This window comes from Psychrobacter sp. YGAH215 (assembly GCF_007280595.1).
Classification (GTDB): domain Bacteria; phylum Pseudomonadota; class Gammaproteobacteria; order Pseudomonadales; family Moraxellaceae; genus Psychrobacter; species Psychrobacter faecalis.
The window spans coordinates 74,775-92,705 of the sequence record NZ_VKLR01000006.1 but is presented as its reverse complement, the minus strand read 5'-3'; the positions used below and the strand labels follow the sequence as shown (position 1 = coordinate 92,705).

Here is a 17,931-nt window from a genome sequence, read left to right as displayed (position 1 = left end):
TCGATAAAAAAGCCCTTTTTGATAAAGGGCTTTTTTGTGGGCGTCATTTGACGAAGGCCTTAGGACAGAATAAGATTTGCTGCTATCATGGACGTTTATAATCTTAAACAGTGTAAATCCCGCTAACACAATTCTTTAAAATACAATTTATAATGGATAAGTGATGTCATTATTCCAGCCTTTACCTAGCTATAAAGTAACGAGCCGCGATAAAACTTTAGATTTATCACAGCCGCATGTTATGGGGATCTTAAACGTCACACCTGATTCCTTTTCTGATGGCGGACGGTTTACTGCGATTGATAGCGCCATCATTCACGCTAAAGACATGATAGGCGCGGGCGCAACCATTATCGATATCGGCGGTGAGTCTACGCGGCCCAATGCTGCTATTGTCGCAACTAATGAAGAATTGCAGCGAGTTATACCGGTCGTCAAAGCAATCCGGCAGCAACTTGGTGATGGAGTTTGGTTGTCTATAGACACCAGTAATCCTATCGTTATGCAGGCAGCGTTTGAAGCAGGCGCTGATATTTGGAATGATGTCCGCGCGCTGAAGCGTGAAGGCGCAGCAGAGATGGCAGCTAAGCTTGATGTTCCTGTCATGGTGATGCATATGCGCGGTGAACCGACGACGATGAATAATCTTGCTCAGTATGATGATGTGATTAAAGAAGTCAGTACCGAGCTAACAGCGCGTATCGTTGAAGTGACAAACGCGGGCGTCAAGCGTGAAAAAATCATTATCGATCCAGGTTTTGGCTTTGCAAAAAACTATGAGCATCACTGCGCGTTATTAAGTCAGCTTGAGCGCTTACAAGTCCTTGGATTACCGATGATGTTTGGCATTTCACGCAAGCGTTTTTTAGCCGAAGTGTTGAGCAGAAGTGGAGTAGAAGCGCTTGCCAATACTCAAGCGTTAGAGCGTGACGCGGTAGGAACGGCGGCGGGAATTTTTGCACTACAGCAAGGCGCCAGTATTATCCGCACCCATAATGTCGCTATGATGCAGCAAGCGGTGACGCTATGGCAGCAATTATCGGCGTATAATCAAAGCTAATAGGTTATTAATAGCTTTTTATAGGCTGGCTGTTGCTAGATTGCCTTTTATAAACGTTATCTTTATAAACGATGCCTTTATAAGCACGGCTGACTCCTGTTATTTATTAATCTTACTATTTATTTAACGTCTATTTAGTTAAATGCCATTTAAACCTATGGGAATATTTTTATGACGATTAGCAATCAACCAGAGCCAAACAAGCAACCAGAACCCACTCTTGAGCAACGCCGCATTATTTATCAAGCACGCCGTGGCTTAAAAGAATTGGACTTTTATATTGATCCTTATATTAAAGAGTTATATTTAACCGCTGACCCGAGTGAACAGGCGACTTTCGCAGAAATGCTGACCCATGAAGACCCAGATTTATTGGATTATTTTACCAACCAAAGCCGTCCAGAAAATGCAGCGATATGGGATTTGGTTAATAAAATTAAAACATGGCGTCATAGTAAAAGTTAAACGTAACCATTGAGGTTTTTTCAAAATACCAGCCTTTTAGATAGAGGCTTTGAATACATAAAATCCTGCTTGGATGCTAACGATGACATTGCTAAGCTCCTTACGTATCGACGCGCCAATCCAGCCTGCGAGCCGTATACGTTTGATGTTTTATCTGCTTTTGGCCAGTGCGCTGCTGATATTGGCAGCGCTTGCGTCATTGGCGTTGTGGCAGTATGTACTCATATTGATTGTAAGTGCCGCTGCCCTAAGCTATTTAGCGCTATCGCGACCGATTTTACTGCATCTAAGCCAGCCGCCCTTAAATAAGAGCATCTATCAACATTGGCAACTTCTGATGCGGAGCAGTCGCGGCGATAACTTGTGGCAAGCTGAGTTGATCGCAATCAGCAGCTATTCTTGGGTAATATGCTTTAAATTTATTGTCAAAGAGCCTTATCAGCGCCCTTTAGCAGTCGCGATATTTCGGGATCAAGTCAGCGCCGAGCAATGGCGCAAATTGTCTATTTTAGCCAATAGCGTTTCTGCTAAAACGACGTAAATAAAGACCACGCGTTAAGAAAATAATACAAGTAGCATCATCTATATGCTGCATTTCTTTATATATCTTTTCCTACCTCTCATTTCTTCCTTTCAATCACTAACATGCCGCTACATGCCATAACAAAACGTCTATCTAAGCTAGGTAACGGTTTTGCTATAGTGGAGATAATCGTCAAACTCTTATTTGTCTTATTATTTAAGGATTTGCTCTAGTATGTGGCGAGAATTTATTTAAATGAGTAAATTAAATCAGATATTTGACGATACATTTTTATAATAAAAGGACGATATCATGAGCTTATTAGGAAATTTAGTCAGTCAAGTGGCGCGCAGTGCCATGGATCCAGAGGACAGACAACGCAATCCGGTCAACCAACGTATTAATCCACGCCGCACCGGTGGTTTAGGCGATATATTGGGCAGTGTATTAGGTGGTGGCACCCAGCCAAGTGGCTACAATCCACAGCAGTATGAGCGCCGCAGTGATAATGGTTTTGGTTTAGATGACATCATCGGCGGGCTTACGGGCGCAAACCAGCGCGGCGGTATGAGTGCAGGCGCGGGTGGACTTGGCGATATTCTAGGCGGTGTACTTGGCGGTCAGACGACAAGAGGTGGCTTTGGCGGTAAAGGCATGCTAGTTGCTTTCCTCATGCCGATGGTACTCAGTTGGATCAAACGCAATGGTGGTTTGAGTGGCGCTTTATCAAAAATCACTGGCATGGGTTACGAGAATCAAGCGCGTTCTTGGATGAGTAACCAAGAGGTCAATGATAATCTTGATCCTAATGAGATTACCCGTTTATTTGATGAAAGTGAGATTCAGCAGGTAGCGGCGCATACCGGCGCAAATGAGATGGAAGTCCGCCAAGGTCTAGCTGAGCTACTGCCTGAGGTTATGAACCAATTAACGCCAAATGGCAATTTGGAAAATGAACCTGAAGCCAATGAAGAGATTGACCAAATTATCAATCAGTTATCAAATCGATTAGGCACATTAAAGTAAAATAATTGTCCTTTATAAATCTTCCTTTCCGTCATTAAGAAAAGAGTGCATATACATGCGCTCTTTTTTTGTTTTAGCTTAGCAAAAATACTTACATTCTAACGCGATAAGGGCGCAGAGTTTTCTATGTGAGTCGAGTGCTAAAAAAATAGATATGTTAAGAACCGTGACTAAAGTCGCTAAGAAGATTCAAAAAATTTATGATAACGGTATAATTTATTTAAGGCTACTTCATAGCTTTGCATGTTATTACCCAGTTTCTTTAAAAAGCTTTATATAAAGTCATGCGATATAAAGGTATAAGTATTTTACAAGGATATTACTCATGCCATTTAAGCCTATCCAAGCAGCAATTGCCATCTTAGTTGGTTTGATTATCTGGTTTGTGATTCCTGTACCAAATGGAGTAACACCAGAAGCGTGGCATATGCTGGCCTTATTCATCGCCACCATTGTTGCCATTATCGGTAAAGTCTTGCCCATCGGGGCGATTGCCATTATCGCCGTTATGTTGGTGGCGCTGACTGGGGTGACTAATGACAGTCCAAAAGACGCCATCGCTGATGCCTTATCGAGCTATTCAAGTCCACTGATTTGGCTCATCGGTATTGCGGTGATGATATCGCGAGGACTTATAAAAACGGGTTTGGGGCGGCGTATTGCTTATTACTTCATCTCGATATTTGGAAAAAAGACCATTGGCGTTGCTTACTCGTTGAGCGCAGCGGAGCTGATGATAGCGCCGATTACCCCTTCTAATACCGCTCGTGGTGGCGGGATTATTCACCCCATTATGCGGTCAATTGCGCAAAGCTTTCATTCAACGCCAGAAGAGGGCACGCAAAATAAAATTGGCCGTTATCTAGCGATGGTGAATTATCACGCCAACCCGATTACATCCGGTATGTTTATTACCGCCACCGCGCCAAACCCATTGGTAGTAGATTTGGTAAATAAAGCCACAGGGAGTGAGATTCAGCTGTCATGGACGACGTGGGCAGTGGCCATGTTTATACCGGGGATGCTGTGTTTATTATTGATGCCGTTGGTTATTTATCTTATTTATCCGCCCGATGTCAAAGTCACCCCCGATGCCAAACAGTTTGCTAAAGACAATCTAAGCGAGATGGGGCAGGTGAGCACGCAGGAAAAAATCATGTTGGGTGTCTTCGCTTTAATGCTGATATTGTGGGCCAATATTCCAGCACTAATCTTTGGTGAACAATTAAGTGTCGATGCGACAACCACTGCTTTTATCGGTTTGACGGCGCTTATACTGACAGGCGTATTAACTTGGGATGACGTGCTTAAAGAAAAATCAGCATGGGATACCATCGTATGGTTTGGGGCCCTGATTATGATGGCGTCTTACCTCAATAAATTAGGCTTGGTTAGCTGGTTCTCAAGCAACATCGAATCAATGATTGGCGTAATAGGCGTCGGCTGGATCGGCGCTGTGGTGATTTTAACATTGGTTTATTTGTATATTCATTACTTTTTTGCCAGTACCACCGCCCATATTACCGCCTTGTTTGCTGCTTTTTATGCCGTAGGGTTAAGCCTAGGCGCGCCGCCAATGTTATATGCGCTTATTTTAGCAGCAGCAGGCAATATCATGATGACGTTGACCCATTATGCAACAGGTACGGCGCCGGTTATTTTTAACTCGGGCTATGTGACCCTAGGAGAGTGGTGGATTATCGGCGCCATCATGAGTGTGGTCAATCTTGTGGTATGGATAGGCGCTGGTTTGATTTGGTGGAAACTGCTTGGTTATTATTGATAAATAGACTGACAATATTATGAGTCATCGATGAGTTTGCTCAAATTGGTTAAAAGCGCTCATCTAAGGTATCTAACGTATAATTTAACGCCTCAAAGCAGATATCGGTATTGAAGCCACGATATTGCAAAAATCGTAGCTGGCGAGCCTTGTCTTTTTGCTCAGTGGGGATGTCATCGCCATATTTTTTGGTACGGGCGGTGACCGCAAGTTTTAGCCAATCGACGCCTTCGACCAAGTTATCGGTATCCTCATCGATAAATTCACTAAATTCTTCAGATTCGGCATTGGCCATGTCGATCAGCTCATCAATATTGCCGGGCATGGCTATCTTTTTATGATAGAACTCTTGCTTAATACGAGCGCGTCCGCGTCCTTTACGGATATTTTCTCGTATCAGCATCAGCGTGGTACGATAATCGCTTTGATAGCCTTTTTCTGCAAACTCATCAAGTAGAGCATCGATTTTATCGGGGTCTTGCTCTTTGTCTAGCAGCTTTTGTTTCAGCTCGGCTTTGCCGTATTCACGGCGTGACAAATAATAGAATGCCAACCAGCGCAAACGGCTTTCGGCTTTAATGGCGTCGATATCCGCTTGCCGTTGCTCAGGCGTACGCAAATAGGCTTTAAGCGCTGCAGGTAGGTTGTCTGTTTGATTATTAGCTTGATGGTTTAATTCACTATGACCGTTAGCAATATTGCTATCTGTATGCTCATTATCTTCGCTATCATGAACATCATGCTTAACCTCGGCAAGTAGCTGTTTAATGCTTTGCGCTTCTGGTGGCTGATAGGAAGGTACGTTATTAGGCTCAGGAATGAAATTTGCCGCTGGATGAAAGTTTTTTTTGCGCTTTTTGTTTTTATAAGATTTTTTATTATAAGAGGAAGAAGAGGCAAGCGAGTCTATATCCGTTATAGCATCGTCCTGTAAAGGTGTTGCTTCTTTTTTTGTATAAGTCGTACGTTTAGCCGTTTTTCTAGGCTTGTCTGGATAGGAGCTCTGAGTGTGTTTGAAAGACTCAGAGGAGTTGGTAGACTTTTTGGATTTGGCAGGAGTAGCACTCGCTGAATCGGCTTCCGACTCAGCGAGTATTTCAGCTAAGGTTTTAATTTTCATAATCAATCATGATAGACAATCATATTCTACAAAAAATCTATTATTGCACAGGCTCAGAAGCAAAGTCTTGTTCAGGCTCTTCCTCGTCTGGAGCTTTATTAGGGTCGACTACTCCGAGTTTTTCAGCCCGAATTTTCGCTTCGATCTCTTCAGCAATTGCAGGGTTTTCTTTTAAAAACAGTACCGAATTGGCTTTACCTTGGCCAATTTTTTCATCGCCATAGCTGTACCAAGAGCCTGCTTTGCCAACTGCGCCAATCTCAACGCCCAAATCAATCACTTCTGCTAGATGGTTGGTACCTTCACCATAAGTGATTTCAAATTCAGCTTGGCGGAATGGCGGCGCCATTTTGTTTTTGATGACTTTGACACGGGTTTGGTTACCGATAATATCATCGCCATTTTTCACCGCCCCGATACGGCGGATATCCATACGTACGGACGCATAGAATTTTAGTGCATTACCACCGGTTGTGGTTTCAGGACTACCAAACATAACGCCGATTTTCATACGGATTTGGTTAATAAAGACCACCATACAGTTCGAGCGTTTGGCATTACCAGTGATTTTACGCAGTGCTTGGCTCATCAAACGTGCCTGCAAGCCCATGTGCGAGTCGCCCATTTCTCCTTCGATTTCTGCTCGCGGGGTCAGCGCCGCGACTGAGTCGATGACAATCATATCAACTGCCCCTGAGCGCACCAACATATCGGTAATCTCAAGTGCTTGCTCACCATTGTCTGGCTGTGACACGAGTAAATCGTCCGTATTTACCCCAAGTTTACGGGCGTAAACTGGGTCAAGGGCATGCTCAGCATCGATAAAGGCACAAACGCCGCCTTGTTTTTGGCATTCGGCAATCGCTTGCAAGGTCATGGTAGTTTTACCAGAGCTTTCAGGACCGTAAATCTCAATGATACGACCTTTTGGCAAACCACCGATACCAAGCGCGATATCTAAACCCAATGAGCCGGTAGAAACCACATCGGCGTCAAGCGTGGCTGACTCGTCACCAAGATGCATAATAGTGTTTTTACCAAATTGCTTTTCAATTTGACCTAATGCCGCTTTGAGGGCTTTGGCTTTATTTTCGTCCATGTAGGACTCCTTGTGAAAAATAATAAATATAAAATGGTTTAGTTATGTAAAACGTGGCTTTTAAAACGATAGGTTTAAAGCGTTTGTTAAATAACGACTTGCTTAGTGAAATCACTCACGACTTTCATCATCAGTAAACGACACATTTGGCAAGTTTGAGGTAGAGGGTTATAGTGGGTTTAAGACAGTGATATCGGCTATATCACCTTACTATACAGTAAAAACGAATCATGATAAAAGCAAAAAAAAGTTCATAGATGCGAATGCTCATTTGCTATAACGATGGCTGTAGGTTTATCTTTGCGATACTGGTCGCGCTATCCTGTGTTATATCGCTATTGTTTAGATAAGACTATTATAACAAATACCAAGCCCAATATTTAGCGTAGTAAGCGGCTAAACGACAGTTAATGTCGCCTATTATTGTCCTGCTTTTATTATGAAATAGTCATGCTTTGCATATAGTTTTGGACGTGATAAACGGATGATTTGTCAATAGTTTTATGAGTTGTCCACAATAAAAAAAGTATTTTTATTTGTAGGTTGTGAAACATTGATAGGCTTTAAATTAATTTGAAAAAAATTAAAAATATATTATTTATCTTTTAAATAGGTCTTAAGTAATTGATTTATAAGGATTTTAAAATTGTACAAAAAATGAACGATTTTACCTAACCCTTTAAGCTATCTAAGGAAATGCTTGTCAAGTAGCGACTTATACACAGGGTTATCCACAGCTTATGGGGAGAACTCAGCAAACCCTTGTGTTACCGATGTTTGCGCAGACATAAAATCTGAGGAACAGGCGAAATATTGATGATTTCTATTTTTGCAACTTTAAATTTAATAAAAAAATTGTTCTGTTACGCCTATGTTTCACATAATGCCTGCGCCTACAGGGCGTTCAATAACAGCCTTGAATGGCTCAACATCTTAAAAACGACATGTAAAGCCTTATATGTCAAGGGCTATGCTAAAAGTAGCAAAATTCAGCTAAAAGCGGAAAAATGAATTGGCATAAAAAACGGCTAAGTACGTTATTAGTATCTTAGCCGCTATCGTGCAGGAATGCTAGGGTTACGCTACCAGGCCTAATCCTTGATATAGATCAAATCCCAAACGCCGTGTCCGCGCTCTAAACCGCGGCGCTCAAACTTAGTCATTGGACGAAAGTCAGGACGGTCGGTGAAATTACCAGCGCCTGCTTGATTGGTCAGTCCAGCAAAAGCATCTAAAACCTCAACCATCCAAAAGGCATAATGTTCCCAGTCGGTCGCCGTATGGAACCAGCCGCCTTGTTTTAAGCTGCGCGTAACAATCGCCATACGCTCAGGGCTGACAAAGCGGCGTTTGTAGTGGCGCTTTTTTTGCCACGGATCAGGGAAGTAAAGCTGAATGCGGTCGATATGGTTTTCTGGTAGCTGCTTGAGCAATTGGATGGCATCACCGTTGATGATTTTAACGTTGGTTAACCCTTGCGTCCCTGCCATATAGGCGCATTTACCGATACCTGGCTCATGGACTTCAACACCAACAAAATTGCGCGTCGGCTCTGCGGCGGCCATCTCGATAAACGAATTGCCTAGGCCAAAACCAATCTCTAAAGTCAGCGGCGCATCACTGCCATTCGGGCTATCTGCAAATAACGCGCGTAAATCGTTAATGCCCTCAAGATTGCCATCACCGAAACTGTTATTGACTAAGTAATGCGCAAACTCTGGCGCAGTCAATGCCAGCTCGGCATTCTTATTCATGTGCGTACGGCGCTTCATAAAGGTATTAACGATACGAATGTGCTTGTCAGTTGACTCTTCAGTCTGACTGCTGGCATCAGTATCCACATCCACGTTATCAGTATTAACGCTATCAGTATTAATATTAAAAGCGGTTTGCATTTCGGTGTTCATGGTATCAGCGGGATTAGGGTTTTGCGCATCAGTCGTATCGTTACCACTACTATTGATGTCATTGTGCTTAGGATGTTGACTCATAGGATTAACAAAGCTTAATTAAGTAGATAAAGTTGCCTCATTATAAGTGAAATCGTCACCACTGTGAACGCACAATACAGTTTTAGCGCACCCGCCATAACGCTTATAACTTCATAGGCTGTTTGTATATATAGGTTTCATATATATAGGTTTTCTACGCAGGGCTTTTGGCGTTATCATATAGCCAACATGTTTTAAAAAGAAGGGTTTAAAAATAATCACTTAATAAGAAACGTTAGATAAAAAAACGATATATAAATCCGCGCGTTAACATTTATGCTTAATAATCAGTAAGGCCTATCACCATGTTATTTATCGAGACGGATTCGCCGCCACCGTTTTATCAAGAACAGCTGAGCGCTGCTAAACGCGAACAACTGGATAAATGGTTTATCAGTCAGCGTAGCCAGTCGTATTATCTTAAACGCTTTAAGGAGTTTGATGAGCAAGGCTACCTGTCGCCTAAATGGCACTGGGCGGCGTTCTTTGTCACCTTTCCTTGGCTGCTGTATCGCAAGCGCTATATGGATGCGATTGTATATAGCGTCGCAGGTTGGTCATTTATTCAACTGAATGTGGCGCTGATATTGGTAGCGTTTGAGTTTGTGGCGATGCCTTTTATTGCCGATGCGTATCAGATGAGCATACGGGTCGCTATCGCGGCGCTGATTTGGCTGTTTTGGTCGTTTATGGTGGCACGTTGGACGGATGCTTATTATTACCGCATGGCACGGCGCGAGATTGCGGATGCTATCAATGATTATCCGCGCGATGAAGCGGCGCAAAAAGCGCATTTAAAAAAGGAAGGCGGGGTCAGTCTATTTGGCTTGGGCTTAGGCTTTGGATTTTTTGCTTTTGCGTTAATGGTAATAAAGGTACAGTTTTTACCCATTGTCGCTAAGCCTAAAGAAAATGAAGTGTTATTTGATACCTATGATACCGCTAAAACAGCACAAAATCGTGTGGCGCTTAGCTATCGGCAAACAGGACAGTGTCCGCTTAAGCTGCCTTTAGATATGGGCACAAAGCAAGTCAATATCGCAGTTGATACTAAAGCTGCTGGCGTGACAAACACCGATTGTGCAGTTATCGCTACCATTCAAAACGTCAAATTTCCATTACGTTATTTAAATGAGCAGACGCTGGTTTTTTATCATCTGCGCGATAGCGATAATTGGCGCTGTACAACCTCGCTAAATAAAAGGCAGGCGCCTAAAGGCTGTAGCGAGGATTAATAAATGATAAAAATATAATAGCCGTTAGTTTTTATAGTCAGCGGTCAGATTGTCTTTTTCATCAGCGGGTATGGATTGGCTTTTTAGCGCGTCATAAAAGTCCGTTAAATCCATTTTACGGGCTTTATCGATATCTTCATCAAATAAGCTCTCAAGCTCCGCTATGGCTGATTGTGCCGATTCAATCATACTGGCTTCGTCGTCATAGATCGCTTGCTGGCGCTCGATCAAATCATCATCATAATCACGGAAAGTTTGGACGGTCTCGCGCGCTTTTTCTGCTGAGATACCAAGTAGTTGTAATGATTCACGCGACATATCTAAAGACGATAAATAGGTCTCACGCCAAATATGTCGGACGCCGACTTCACGCAAACGGTAATAATGCTGGCGGTCACGGGCGCGTGCTAAGACGATCATATCAGGATAGTTTTTACGCAAATATTGAGCGGTGGTGATAGAGCGCTCAACATCGTCGATAGCGAGAATAAAGACGCGTGCTTTTTTGATACCGGCGGCGCGAAGTATCTCGGGATTTTTTGGATCGCCATAATAGACCTGGTTACCAAATTTACGCACAAAATCAACGCGATTTGCCGAGCGCTCAATCGCTGTAAATTCGATGTTGTGCATGCGCAGCACGCGACCGATAATCTGACCGACACGACCAAAACCAGCAATAATCACCTGATGCTCATCGTCGGGAATGGTATCGTACTCGCGGCTGGGTTTTCTTTTGGCAAAGAGCGGTTCACCGATTTTTTCTAAGAGTAAAAATGCCAGTGGCGTGAGCGCCATGGAGATGGTGACGATAAGGTTTAGGGTGTTGCCAAGTTCGGGGCGTAGGACATTTTGCGCGCTTGCCACACTGAATAATACAAAGGCAAACTCACCACCTTGAGCGAGGGTAACTCCCAAACGAATACTGGTCGGCCAGCGATTGCCCGATACTTTTGCAATGGCGGTAATCACCGCAAATTTAATCACCATCAACGCCATAGCGCAGCCGATGATAAAGATAGGCTTTGCTAAGATGAGTTTGACATCGGTGAGCATGCCGACCGACATAAAAAACAGCCCTAACAGCAAGCCTTTAAATGGCTCGATACTGGCTTCTAGCTCGTGACGATATTCAGAATCCGCCAGCAATACGCCAGTCAAGAACGCACCCAATGCCATCGATAGGCCAATTTGCCCCATTAAAATAGACACGCCCATGACGATAAATAAAGCGACAGCGGTTAAAAGTTCTGAGGCGCCGCTAGATGCCACAAATTTAAAGAAAGGGCGGATAATATAACGGCTAGCAAAGATAAGTCCGGCAAAAACGGCAAAGACCTTGCCAAAATAAATCAAATCGTAGCTTTGCTCGCGCACCCCTGATAAAAACGGAATGACGGCTAATAAAGGGATAACGGCAATATCTTGGAATAATAAAATGGTAAAGGCTTCACGGCCATGGATACTAGAAAGCTGCTGTTTCTCTGTTAATATTTGCAGCACAAAAGCAGTCGATGACAGCGCCAGACCAAACCCGACGATAAAAGCGGTATCGAGCGGCAAGGTAAAAAACTGGTGTAACAGCCACATCAATAGCGTGCCTGTCAGACCGACTTGTAAGCCCCCGAGGACAAATATCGAACGCCGTAGCGCCCATAATCGTGAAGGCTGCAACTCAAGACCAATGATAAACAACAGCATGACCACGCCGAACTCGGAAAAGTGCAATAAGCTCTCGGCGTCGCCTGCAACATCTAAACCACTGGGGCCCAATATCAGACCAGTAATCAAATACCCTAACACAGTCGCAATACCGAAACGCTTGCCAAGTGGTACAAACAGCAGCGCTGCCCCCAAGAAAATTGTAGCTTGTAACATCAAGTTTGGTGAGCCGGCGGCGGCAGCGAGCATCTGGAATCCTTAGCGGTAATGATAAAATAAGCAGTAAAACAGTGTAGATCAGTAATCAAAATTTTTGAACATCGTTTATTTTTTACGATAAATCTTCCATACGCCATTGTCTGCCAGCGGATTGCTATAAGCATCGTTACGGCGTTTCCGCGGGGTCTGACGACTGTCGACGATTTTAAAATCAGGCAGGGCATGAACGATAAGCCCCGTGCGATAAAAGCGTACGCGCTCAGGCTCTAGCATCTCGCCCTTGGCATCACGGCAAAATACATATGCGCGCAAATCAATAAATTCACGATGCGCCACCAAACGTGCCTCATCATCATTGTCAAATACGGCACTCATACGGGCGATTTCATCGGCACTATAATCGCCACATTTATCGGTCAGCGCACCGACCGAGCCAAAACTTTTGGATTCTTTGGCGCGGGTCTTGGTCAGATGTAACCTTTGTACATGGTAGATAAATTGCGGTATCTCAAGGCTGGCAGGTAACGGCAGGTAATCGGGCGGTAGATTGGCCGCCGGATAAAAAGCCATCGCACGCTCAAGCAGACTGTGCCAACGCTGCTGATAAGCTTGGACTTCGGCTAAATTGCCTTCATAAATCGGCATATCACGAATTTGCCGCAAAATATCAGGTGGAAACTGCTCATCTCGAAAGCTGGCAATATCTTCTTGCAGCGTCGATAGAAATGCTTTGGCATGCTTTTTACCCTCGCTTGAGATAGGGTCATCAATGTAGCTTGGAGCGACGAAAGGAGCTGAGCGTCTCGACATGGCAGAAAATAATCCAGTAGTGGCAAATTAGGCGTTTCAGCTTTAAGTATACAGAATTTAGATAAAAAATATGGCGACGCGGCCAAATTTCCCATGATTTTTAACATCCTATTACAATGAAAAAAGTCGCCTGATATAAGCTTGTTTAAAATTAAACCTTTTTCTTAGGCGCTGTTTTTATGGATAATGGCTCTAAATATTTCCTAAATCATCATAATCGGCGGAGCTTCTTAAGAAGTTTTAGTAGGGTGATTTTAAAAATTACCGGTGCAGGATTGGCGCTAGTATTTGGATTTTGGTTGCTACTGGCGTCAAATATGGGACCGGTTTATCTGCCACAGTTTATGGACGGCGCGCTAGATTTTTGGATTCGCATGACGCTGTTGGGACTGGGGCTGAGTATTTGGCTCATAACAGCAGTTTGGTTCGTTTGTTTTGTGCTGCGTTATTGCCATTACTTAATAAAGTACTATTTGACAAAACGTCGCTTATAAATGAAACATAAATAGACGACGTTTTAATGGATAGTTGGTTTTAATGGATGGTTAGTTTTAATTGATTGTTATAAGAAGGGCATTGTTTTTGATATGTCGTATCTGGCTTATTAATAGCTAATGTTTAAAGTTTAGTGTCTTAGAAATCTTACCTAAAATCATGCCTAATGGTTGTGACCAATATGACTATTGCTATCAGTCGCCTGCTGGGAGATATCGCAGACTAAGGCGTCGCTATGGGTTTTGGTTTGCGGATGCGCTAAGCTTTCAACCTGAATGGTCGCATGGTGAATATCAAGCTCAAGAAGGCTCTGCTCTAAACTGGCAATCAAGATACTCGATTCATAAATACTCATTTCACCATCGACGACCACGTGACACGATAGGGCGTTGAGACCGCTGGTGATACTCCAAACATGTAGGTCATGGACTTTTTGGACTTGTGGATGGGTAAGTAGTTTATCTTCGACCTCTACCAGTGAGATTCCTTCTGGCGTGCCCTCCATCAAGATATGTACCGAATCACGTACCACGCGATAACCACTAAATAAAATCAATATGGCGACAATGACTGACGCTGCCGCATCTGCCCAAACCCAGCCAAAGCTCATCATCAAAAGCGCGGCAACGATAGCGGCAACCGAACCCATTAAGTCACTTAATACGTGCAAATAAGCACTTTGCATATTTAAATTAACTGGTGCTTCAGCTTGTCCATCTTGCTGTACATGATTGTCGCCATGGCTATGACTATGTGCATGCCCATGCGTATCAGTGCCGCGACTGCCGCGATGCATCAGCCAAGCGACCACAATATTGACCAGCATACCAATGGTCGCAACGATAAGCATCCCTTGGGTCGCAATTTCAGGCGGCGAGTTAAAGCGTTTAATCGCCTCATAAAAAATCATGATGGCAATAATAACCAGCGTTGCACCATTGACCGTCGCCACCAAAATCTCAAAGCGTTTATAGCCAAAGGTTTTTTGATGGGTGGCGGCTTTTTCACCAATTTTAAAGGCCATTAACGTCGCGCCAAGCGCTACCGCGTCACTGAGCATATGACCAGCATCAGACAGCAGCGCTAAACTACCCGTGAGCCAGCCGCCAATGGCTTCGACAAACATATAGCCTGTAATGATGATAAAGCTAAACAGCAAAGTGCGCTGATAACCCTTGGTGTCGCGCGGTGCAACCGTCTCTTCTAGATGCTCATCGTGGTCATGATGGTGTTGATTATCCTTGGTATACCTGTCTTGAATATTACTATTATCTGCATGATTTTGAGCATGTTTATGGGTATCAATCGCCGCATTCTGATAAAAATGGTCATGTTGTTTAGATTTCGGGCGCTCTTGATTCATAACAATACTCGGGATAATAAAAGGTGAAATAGAGGGTTTATAAAGCTTTGATTGCTTATAAAGTTGGACTTGCTGTTCATAACCAGACAGTTATAGAGAATTTAGCACATTTACTAAAGGCTTGCTGTATCTAGGCAGTAAACGATATAAGGCGAATTTTGGCTAGCGTTCTTTATTGACAGCAATATATAGAGAGATAATTAAAACTGGCGAGGTGTGTTTTAAGATTGAACGTTTACCAGCCGACAGGGTCGATATCTAAGGTCAGTTTTAGATATTTGGCGCTTGGCAAAGCAAGTACAGGTTGCCACCAGTGATTGAGTACCCTATGTAATTGCTGTCGGTCTTTGCCTAATAGCAGTAACTGCACGTGGTAGCGACTGTTTTTTTTACTCATCGGCGCATCGATAGGACCGAGGACGGCAAGATTATGCCCATTTGGCAAAATAGCAATCGCATCTTTAAGCGCTTGCGTCGTGGCGGCAAGGGTTTTGCCCTCACAGCGTATTAGGGCAGCATAACTATGCGGCGGCAAGCCCATCATTTTACGCTCTTGCAATAGCTCACGTGCGAATGATAAGTAACCGTCTTTTACCAATTTTAATAACAGCGCATTATCGGGTTGCAGCGTTTGAATAAGCACGCGCCCCGATTTGTCCCCGCGACCAGCACGGCCTGCCACTTGAATCATGAGCTGGGCGGTATGCTCCGGCGAGCGAAAATCGGCGGACAAAAAACCGCGATCGGCATTAGGCAAGCAGACAAGCGTGACGTTGGGAAAATGATGACCTTTGGCGACCATTTGCGTGCCGACTAAGATGGCAGGTTTGCCTTCATTGATACGCTGATAAATATTCTCCCAGCTATCTTTACCTCTAGTAGTATCGCGATCGATTTGGATAATGGGGTACAACTCTTTGCTGGTTTGTGGATTGGCAAAAATTGCATGCAAATTTTCGCTTAGCCTCGTCGTTCCGATACCTTTGGCGTCCAAATTTTGACTGCCACAATCAGGGCAAACCGTTGGGATATAGGCTTGCCAATCACAGTGATGGCATTTTAAATAAGGGCTGTTTGAATAGGAATTGGATTGCGATTGGCTATTATAATGCACGGTCAAATGCGCATCACAGCGCGGGCAATCGGCTTGCCAACCGCACGCTTCGCATAGCAAAACGGGCGCATAGCCGCGGCGATTTAAAAATATCAATACTTGGTCGCCCGCTTCTAGCGTTTGCCGTATCGCGCCGATAAGCGCATCGGTTAGTCCGGTATCATAACGTGCGCCTTCGTCTGTCGTCTGTTGATGGGTGCTTTGCTGACGTGCATCAATCAGCTGCATGGTTGCAGGTTTGGCGTTACCAGGGCGAGTTTGCAGTTGGTATTCGATAAGCTTGCCATCATCGACCAGTTTTAGATGCTCAAGCGAAGGAGTCGCAGTACCAAGTACGACGGGAATATTGGCTTGCAGGCCGCGATACAGCGCGACGTCAGCAGCATGATAGCGCAACGTATCTTGCTGTTTATAAGAACCATCATGCGCTTCATCGACGACAATTAAGCCCAAATTCGCAAACGGATACAGCACCGCTGAGCGCGTGCCAATAATGATTTGCGCATGACCAGTGCGGCAGTCTTGCCAACCTTGCAAGCGGTGGGTATTGTTCATACCCGAATGTAATAAGACTATATGAGCGGCAAAGCGACTGGCAAAGCGCGCGCGCGTCTGCGGCGTCAGTCCAATTTCTGGTACCAGTATCAATACTTGCTTGCCAGCTTCTAATACCGCTTGCATCGCCTGCAAGTAGACTTCAGTCTTACCACTACCGGTAATGCCATTTAATAAAAACCCCGTATATTGCTTATTTTCATGCGCAGCAATAATGCCATCGACTGCAAGCTGTTGCTCTTCATTTAGATCAAGCGGCATTTTTGCTAAAGTAACGGGCGCAGGCGCAGATTTCGCTTCGATATAGCGCTCGATAAGCCCTTTTTCTTCTAGCGCTTTTAAGAAAGGTCGCTGCATACCTTCTAATAATAATACGTCTTCACTAGCGCCGTGCTCGCCGTGTAACTTAAGCATCTCAAACTGCTGCTTTTGTTTTTTGGCATTGCTATGAAAGTCAGTATCAGTGACGTGCGGTAAAATCCGCCAATGGGTAGTCAATAAATCTAACGGCTTACCTTGGCGTACGAGAGTTGGCAACATCACCGCTAACACGTCACCAAGCGGATAGTGGTAATAACGCGCCAACCAATGGGCCAGCTTTAGCATATTGTTGTCTAAAATGGGCTCAGCATCTAAGCATTTATTAATAGGTTTGAGCTTGTTGATGGGAACGTCGCTAGCCGCTTCCTCAATATGAGCAATGACAATACCGATTAAGGTTTGACGACCAAAAGGCACCTCAACACGGCTACCAATCGGTGGTAGCGCCATGGGGGCCATGGCAGCGCCATTTGCTAATGTCGGCGTGTTTGCCGGCAAGCGATAGTCAAATACCCGATAAAGGGGCACGGGTAGGGCAACTTGTAGCAACATAGCTGGGCTTCGCAGTCTTTTATCGAATGAATAGAGAGTAAAAATATCAACAGCAATATAAAAAGGCACAGACAAATAAGCTTAGCATGAAGCTAAGCTTATTATTATTTACTATAAACCAGTAACGCTCAATAATCGTCTTATTCAATATACATGATAGATTCGATTTCAACCACGCCGCCTTTAGGTAGCGCCGCCACTTGTACGGCAGCGCGGGCAGGATATGGCTCGCTTAAGTTAGCGACAAATACTTCGTTTAGCGCGGCAAAGTCATTTAAATCGGTCAAAGAAACATTGAATTTGACCACATCATTTAAGCTGCCACCGGCTGCTTCACAAATAGCTTTGATGTTTGCAAATACTTGCTTGGCTTGCGCTTCAAAGCCTTCTTTTAGCTCCATGGTATCAGGATCAAAGCCCAGTTGACCGGAGATATAAACAGTATTGCCTACTTTTACCGCTTGTGAATAGGTACCAACGGCGGCTGGGGCTTTATCGGTTTGAATGGTTTGACGGGTCATATGATTTCCTTATGATG

At 44.1% G+C, this 17,931-nt stretch carries 15 protein-coding genes; 7 read left to right on the top strand and 8 right to left on the bottom strand.

The genetic code is table 11. The features are described from left to right. Positions 1 to 163: 163 nt before the first annotated feature. The 5 genes from folP to FOR85_RS03050 all read left to right on the top strand — a co-directional run bounded on the left by folP (position 164) and on the right by FOR85_RS03050 (position 4,857). Entirely contained in the window at positions 164 to 1,060 is an 897-nt protein-coding gene (gene folP / locus FOR85_RS03070) for a dihydropteroate synthase (RefSeq protein ID WP_144296659.1), read from the top strand. A gap of 171 nt (positions 1,061 to 1,231) precedes the next feature. Beyond that, a complete protein-coding gene (locus tag FOR85_RS03065; RefSeq protein ID WP_068403808.1) occupies positions 1,232 to 1,525 on the top strand; it encodes a succinate dehydrogenase assembly factor 2 in 294 nt (97 codons plus the stop codon). Positions 1,526 to 1,607: 82 nt separating this feature from the next. After that, positions 1,608 to 2,066, top strand: coding sequence for a hypothetical protein (locus FOR85_RS03060; protein WP_144296658.1), 459 nt, complete (start codon positions 1,608 to 1,610; stop codon positions 2,064 to 2,066). A gap of 294 nt (positions 2,067 to 2,360) precedes the next feature. Next, positions 2,361 to 3,074 (top strand): YidB family protein, encoded by a 714-nt coding sequence (locus FOR85_RS03055; protein ID WP_144296657.1) that lies wholly within the window; start codon positions 2,361 to 2,363, stop codon positions 3,072 to 3,074. A gap of 325 nt (positions 3,075 to 3,399) precedes the next feature. Then, positions 3,400 to 4,857 (top strand): anion permease, encoded by a 1,458-nt coding sequence (locus FOR85_RS03050; RefSeq protein ID WP_144296656.1) that lies wholly within the window; start codon positions 3,400 to 3,402, stop codon positions 4,855 to 4,857. 49 nt (positions 4,858 to 4,906) lie between these two features. On the opposite strand, the gene FOR85_RS03045 is transcribed toward FOR85_RS03050, so the two are convergent. The 3 genes from FOR85_RS03045 to trmB form a co-directional block, all read right to left on the bottom strand. Beyond that, entirely contained in the window at positions 4,907 to 5,977 is a 1,071-nt protein-coding gene (locus FOR85_RS03045) for a regulatory protein RecX (RefSeq protein ID WP_144296655.1), read from the bottom strand. 40 nt (positions 5,978 to 6,017) lie between these two features. Continuing rightward, positions 6,018 to 7,076 carry a recombinase RecA gene (gene recA / locus FOR85_RS03040; RefSeq protein ID WP_144296654.1) on the bottom strand — a complete coding sequence of 353 codons (1,059 nt, stop codon included), beginning with the start codon at positions 7,074 to 7,076 and terminating at the stop codon, positions 6,018 to 6,020. A 1,091-nt stretch (positions 7,077 to 8,167) separates the two neighbouring features. After that, entirely contained in the window at positions 8,168 to 8,983 is an 816-nt protein-coding gene (gene trmB / locus FOR85_RS03035; protein WP_144296742.1) for a tRNA (guanosine(46)-N7)-methyltransferase TrmB, read from the bottom strand. Between the two features lie 389 nt (positions 8,984 to 9,372). Here trmB and FOR85_RS03030 point away from each other — a divergent pair, with 389 nt between their 5' ends. After that, positions 9,373 to 10,302, top strand: a complete 930-nt coding sequence (locus FOR85_RS03030) for a DUF2628 domain-containing protein (RefSeq protein WP_144296653.1) — start codon at positions 9,373 to 9,375, stop codon at positions 10,300 to 10,302. Positions 10,303 to 10,326: 24 nt separating this feature from the next. On the opposite strand, the gene FOR85_RS03025 is transcribed toward FOR85_RS03030, so the two are convergent. Together FOR85_RS03025 and FOR85_RS03020 are read right to left on the bottom strand one after the other, a co-directional pair. After that, positions 10,327 to 12,213, bottom strand: coding sequence for a monovalent cation:proton antiporter-2 (CPA2) family protein (locus FOR85_RS03025; protein ID WP_144296652.1), 1,887 nt, complete (start codon positions 12,211 to 12,213; stop codon positions 10,327 to 10,329). 75 nt (positions 12,214 to 12,288) lie between these two features. Further along, positions 12,289 to 12,993 (bottom strand): hypothetical protein, encoded by a 705-nt coding sequence (locus tag FOR85_RS03020; RefSeq protein WP_144296651.1) that lies wholly within the window; start codon positions 12,991 to 12,993, stop codon positions 12,289 to 12,291. 179 nt (positions 12,994 to 13,172) lie between these two features. Here FOR85_RS03020 and FOR85_RS03015 point away from each other — a divergent pair, with 179 nt between their 5' ends. Beyond that, positions 13,173 to 13,487, top strand: a complete 315-nt coding sequence (locus FOR85_RS03015) for a hypothetical protein (protein WP_144296650.1) — start codon at positions 13,173 to 13,175, stop codon at positions 13,485 to 13,487. 164 nt (positions 13,488 to 13,651) lie between these two features. On the opposite strand, the gene FOR85_RS03010 is transcribed toward FOR85_RS03015, so the two are convergent. From FOR85_RS03010 to FOR85_RS03000, 3 genes are all read right to left on the bottom strand, one after another. Continuing rightward, positions 13,652 to 14,851, bottom strand: a complete 1,200-nt coding sequence (locus tag FOR85_RS03010; RefSeq protein ID WP_144296649.1) for a cation diffusion facilitator family transporter — start codon at positions 14,849 to 14,851, stop codon at positions 13,652 to 13,654. Positions 14,852 to 15,086: 235 nt separating this feature from the next. Beyond that, entirely contained in the window at positions 15,087 to 17,393 is a 2,307-nt protein-coding gene (locus tag FOR85_RS03005; protein ID WP_190295485.1) for a primosomal protein N', read from the bottom strand. A gap of 140 nt (positions 17,394 to 17,533) precedes the next feature. Further along, positions 17,534 to 17,914, bottom strand: coding sequence for a RidA family protein (locus tag FOR85_RS03000; RefSeq protein WP_144296647.1), 381 nt, complete (start codon positions 17,912 to 17,914; stop codon positions 17,534 to 17,536). Between the last annotated feature and the right edge of the window lie 17 nt (positions 17,915 to 17,931).

Excerpts from the sequence above, each read along its gene's own strand:
- folP (WP_144296659.1), top strand. The coding sequence starts at position 164 with ATGTCATTATTCCAGCCTTTACCTAGCTATAAAGTAACGAGCCGCGAT.
- FOR85_RS03065 (WP_068403808.1), top strand. The coding sequence starts at position 1,232 with ATGACGATTAGCAATCAACCAGAGCCAAACAAGCAACCAGAACCCACT.
- FOR85_RS03060 (WP_144296658.1), top strand. The coding sequence starts at position 1,608 with ATGACATTGCTAAGCTCCTTACGTATCGACGCGCCAATCCAGCCTGCG.
- FOR85_RS03055 (WP_144296657.1), top strand. The coding sequence starts at position 2,361 with ATGAGCTTATTAGGAAATTTAGTCAGTCAAGTGGCGCGCAGTGCCATG.
- FOR85_RS03050 (WP_144296656.1), top strand. The coding sequence starts at position 3,400 with ATGCCATTTAAGCCTATCCAAGCAGCAATTGCCATCTTAGTTGGTTTG.
- FOR85_RS03045 (WP_144296655.1), bottom strand. The coding sequence starts at position 5,977 with ATGAAAATTAAAACCTTAGCTGAAATACTCGCTGAGTCGGAAGCCGAT.
- recA (WP_144296654.1), bottom strand. The coding sequence starts at position 7,076 with ATGGACGAAAATAAAGCCAAAGCCCTCAAAGCGGCATTAGGTCAAATT.
- trmB (WP_144296742.1), bottom strand. The coding sequence starts at position 8,983 with ATGAACACCGAAATGCAAACCGCTTTTAATATTAATACTGATAGCGTT.
- FOR85_RS03030 (WP_144296653.1), top strand. The coding sequence starts at position 9,373 with ATGTTATTTATCGAGACGGATTCGCCGCCACCGTTTTATCAAGAACAG.
- FOR85_RS03025 (WP_144296652.1), bottom strand. The coding sequence starts at position 12,213 with ATGCTCGCTGCCGCCGCCGGCTCACCAAACTTGATGTTACAAGCTACA.
- FOR85_RS03020 (WP_144296651.1), bottom strand. The coding sequence starts at position 12,993 with ATGTCGAGACGCTCAGCTCCTTTCGTCGCTCCAAGCTACATTGATGAC.
- FOR85_RS03015 (WP_144296650.1), top strand. The coding sequence starts at position 13,173 with ATGGATAATGGCTCTAAATATTTCCTAAATCATCATAATCGGCGGAGC.
- FOR85_RS03010 (WP_144296649.1), bottom strand. The coding sequence starts at position 14,851 with ATGAATCAAGAGCGCCCGAAATCTAAACAACATGACCATTTTTATCAG.
- FOR85_RS03005 (WP_190295485.1), bottom strand. The coding sequence starts at position 17,393 with ATGTTGCTACAAGTTGCCCTACCCGTGCCCCTTTATCGGGTATTTGAC.
- FOR85_RS03000 (WP_144296647.1), bottom strand. The coding sequence starts at position 17,914 with ATGACCCGTCAAACCATTCAAACCGATAAAGCCCCAGCCGCCGTTGGT.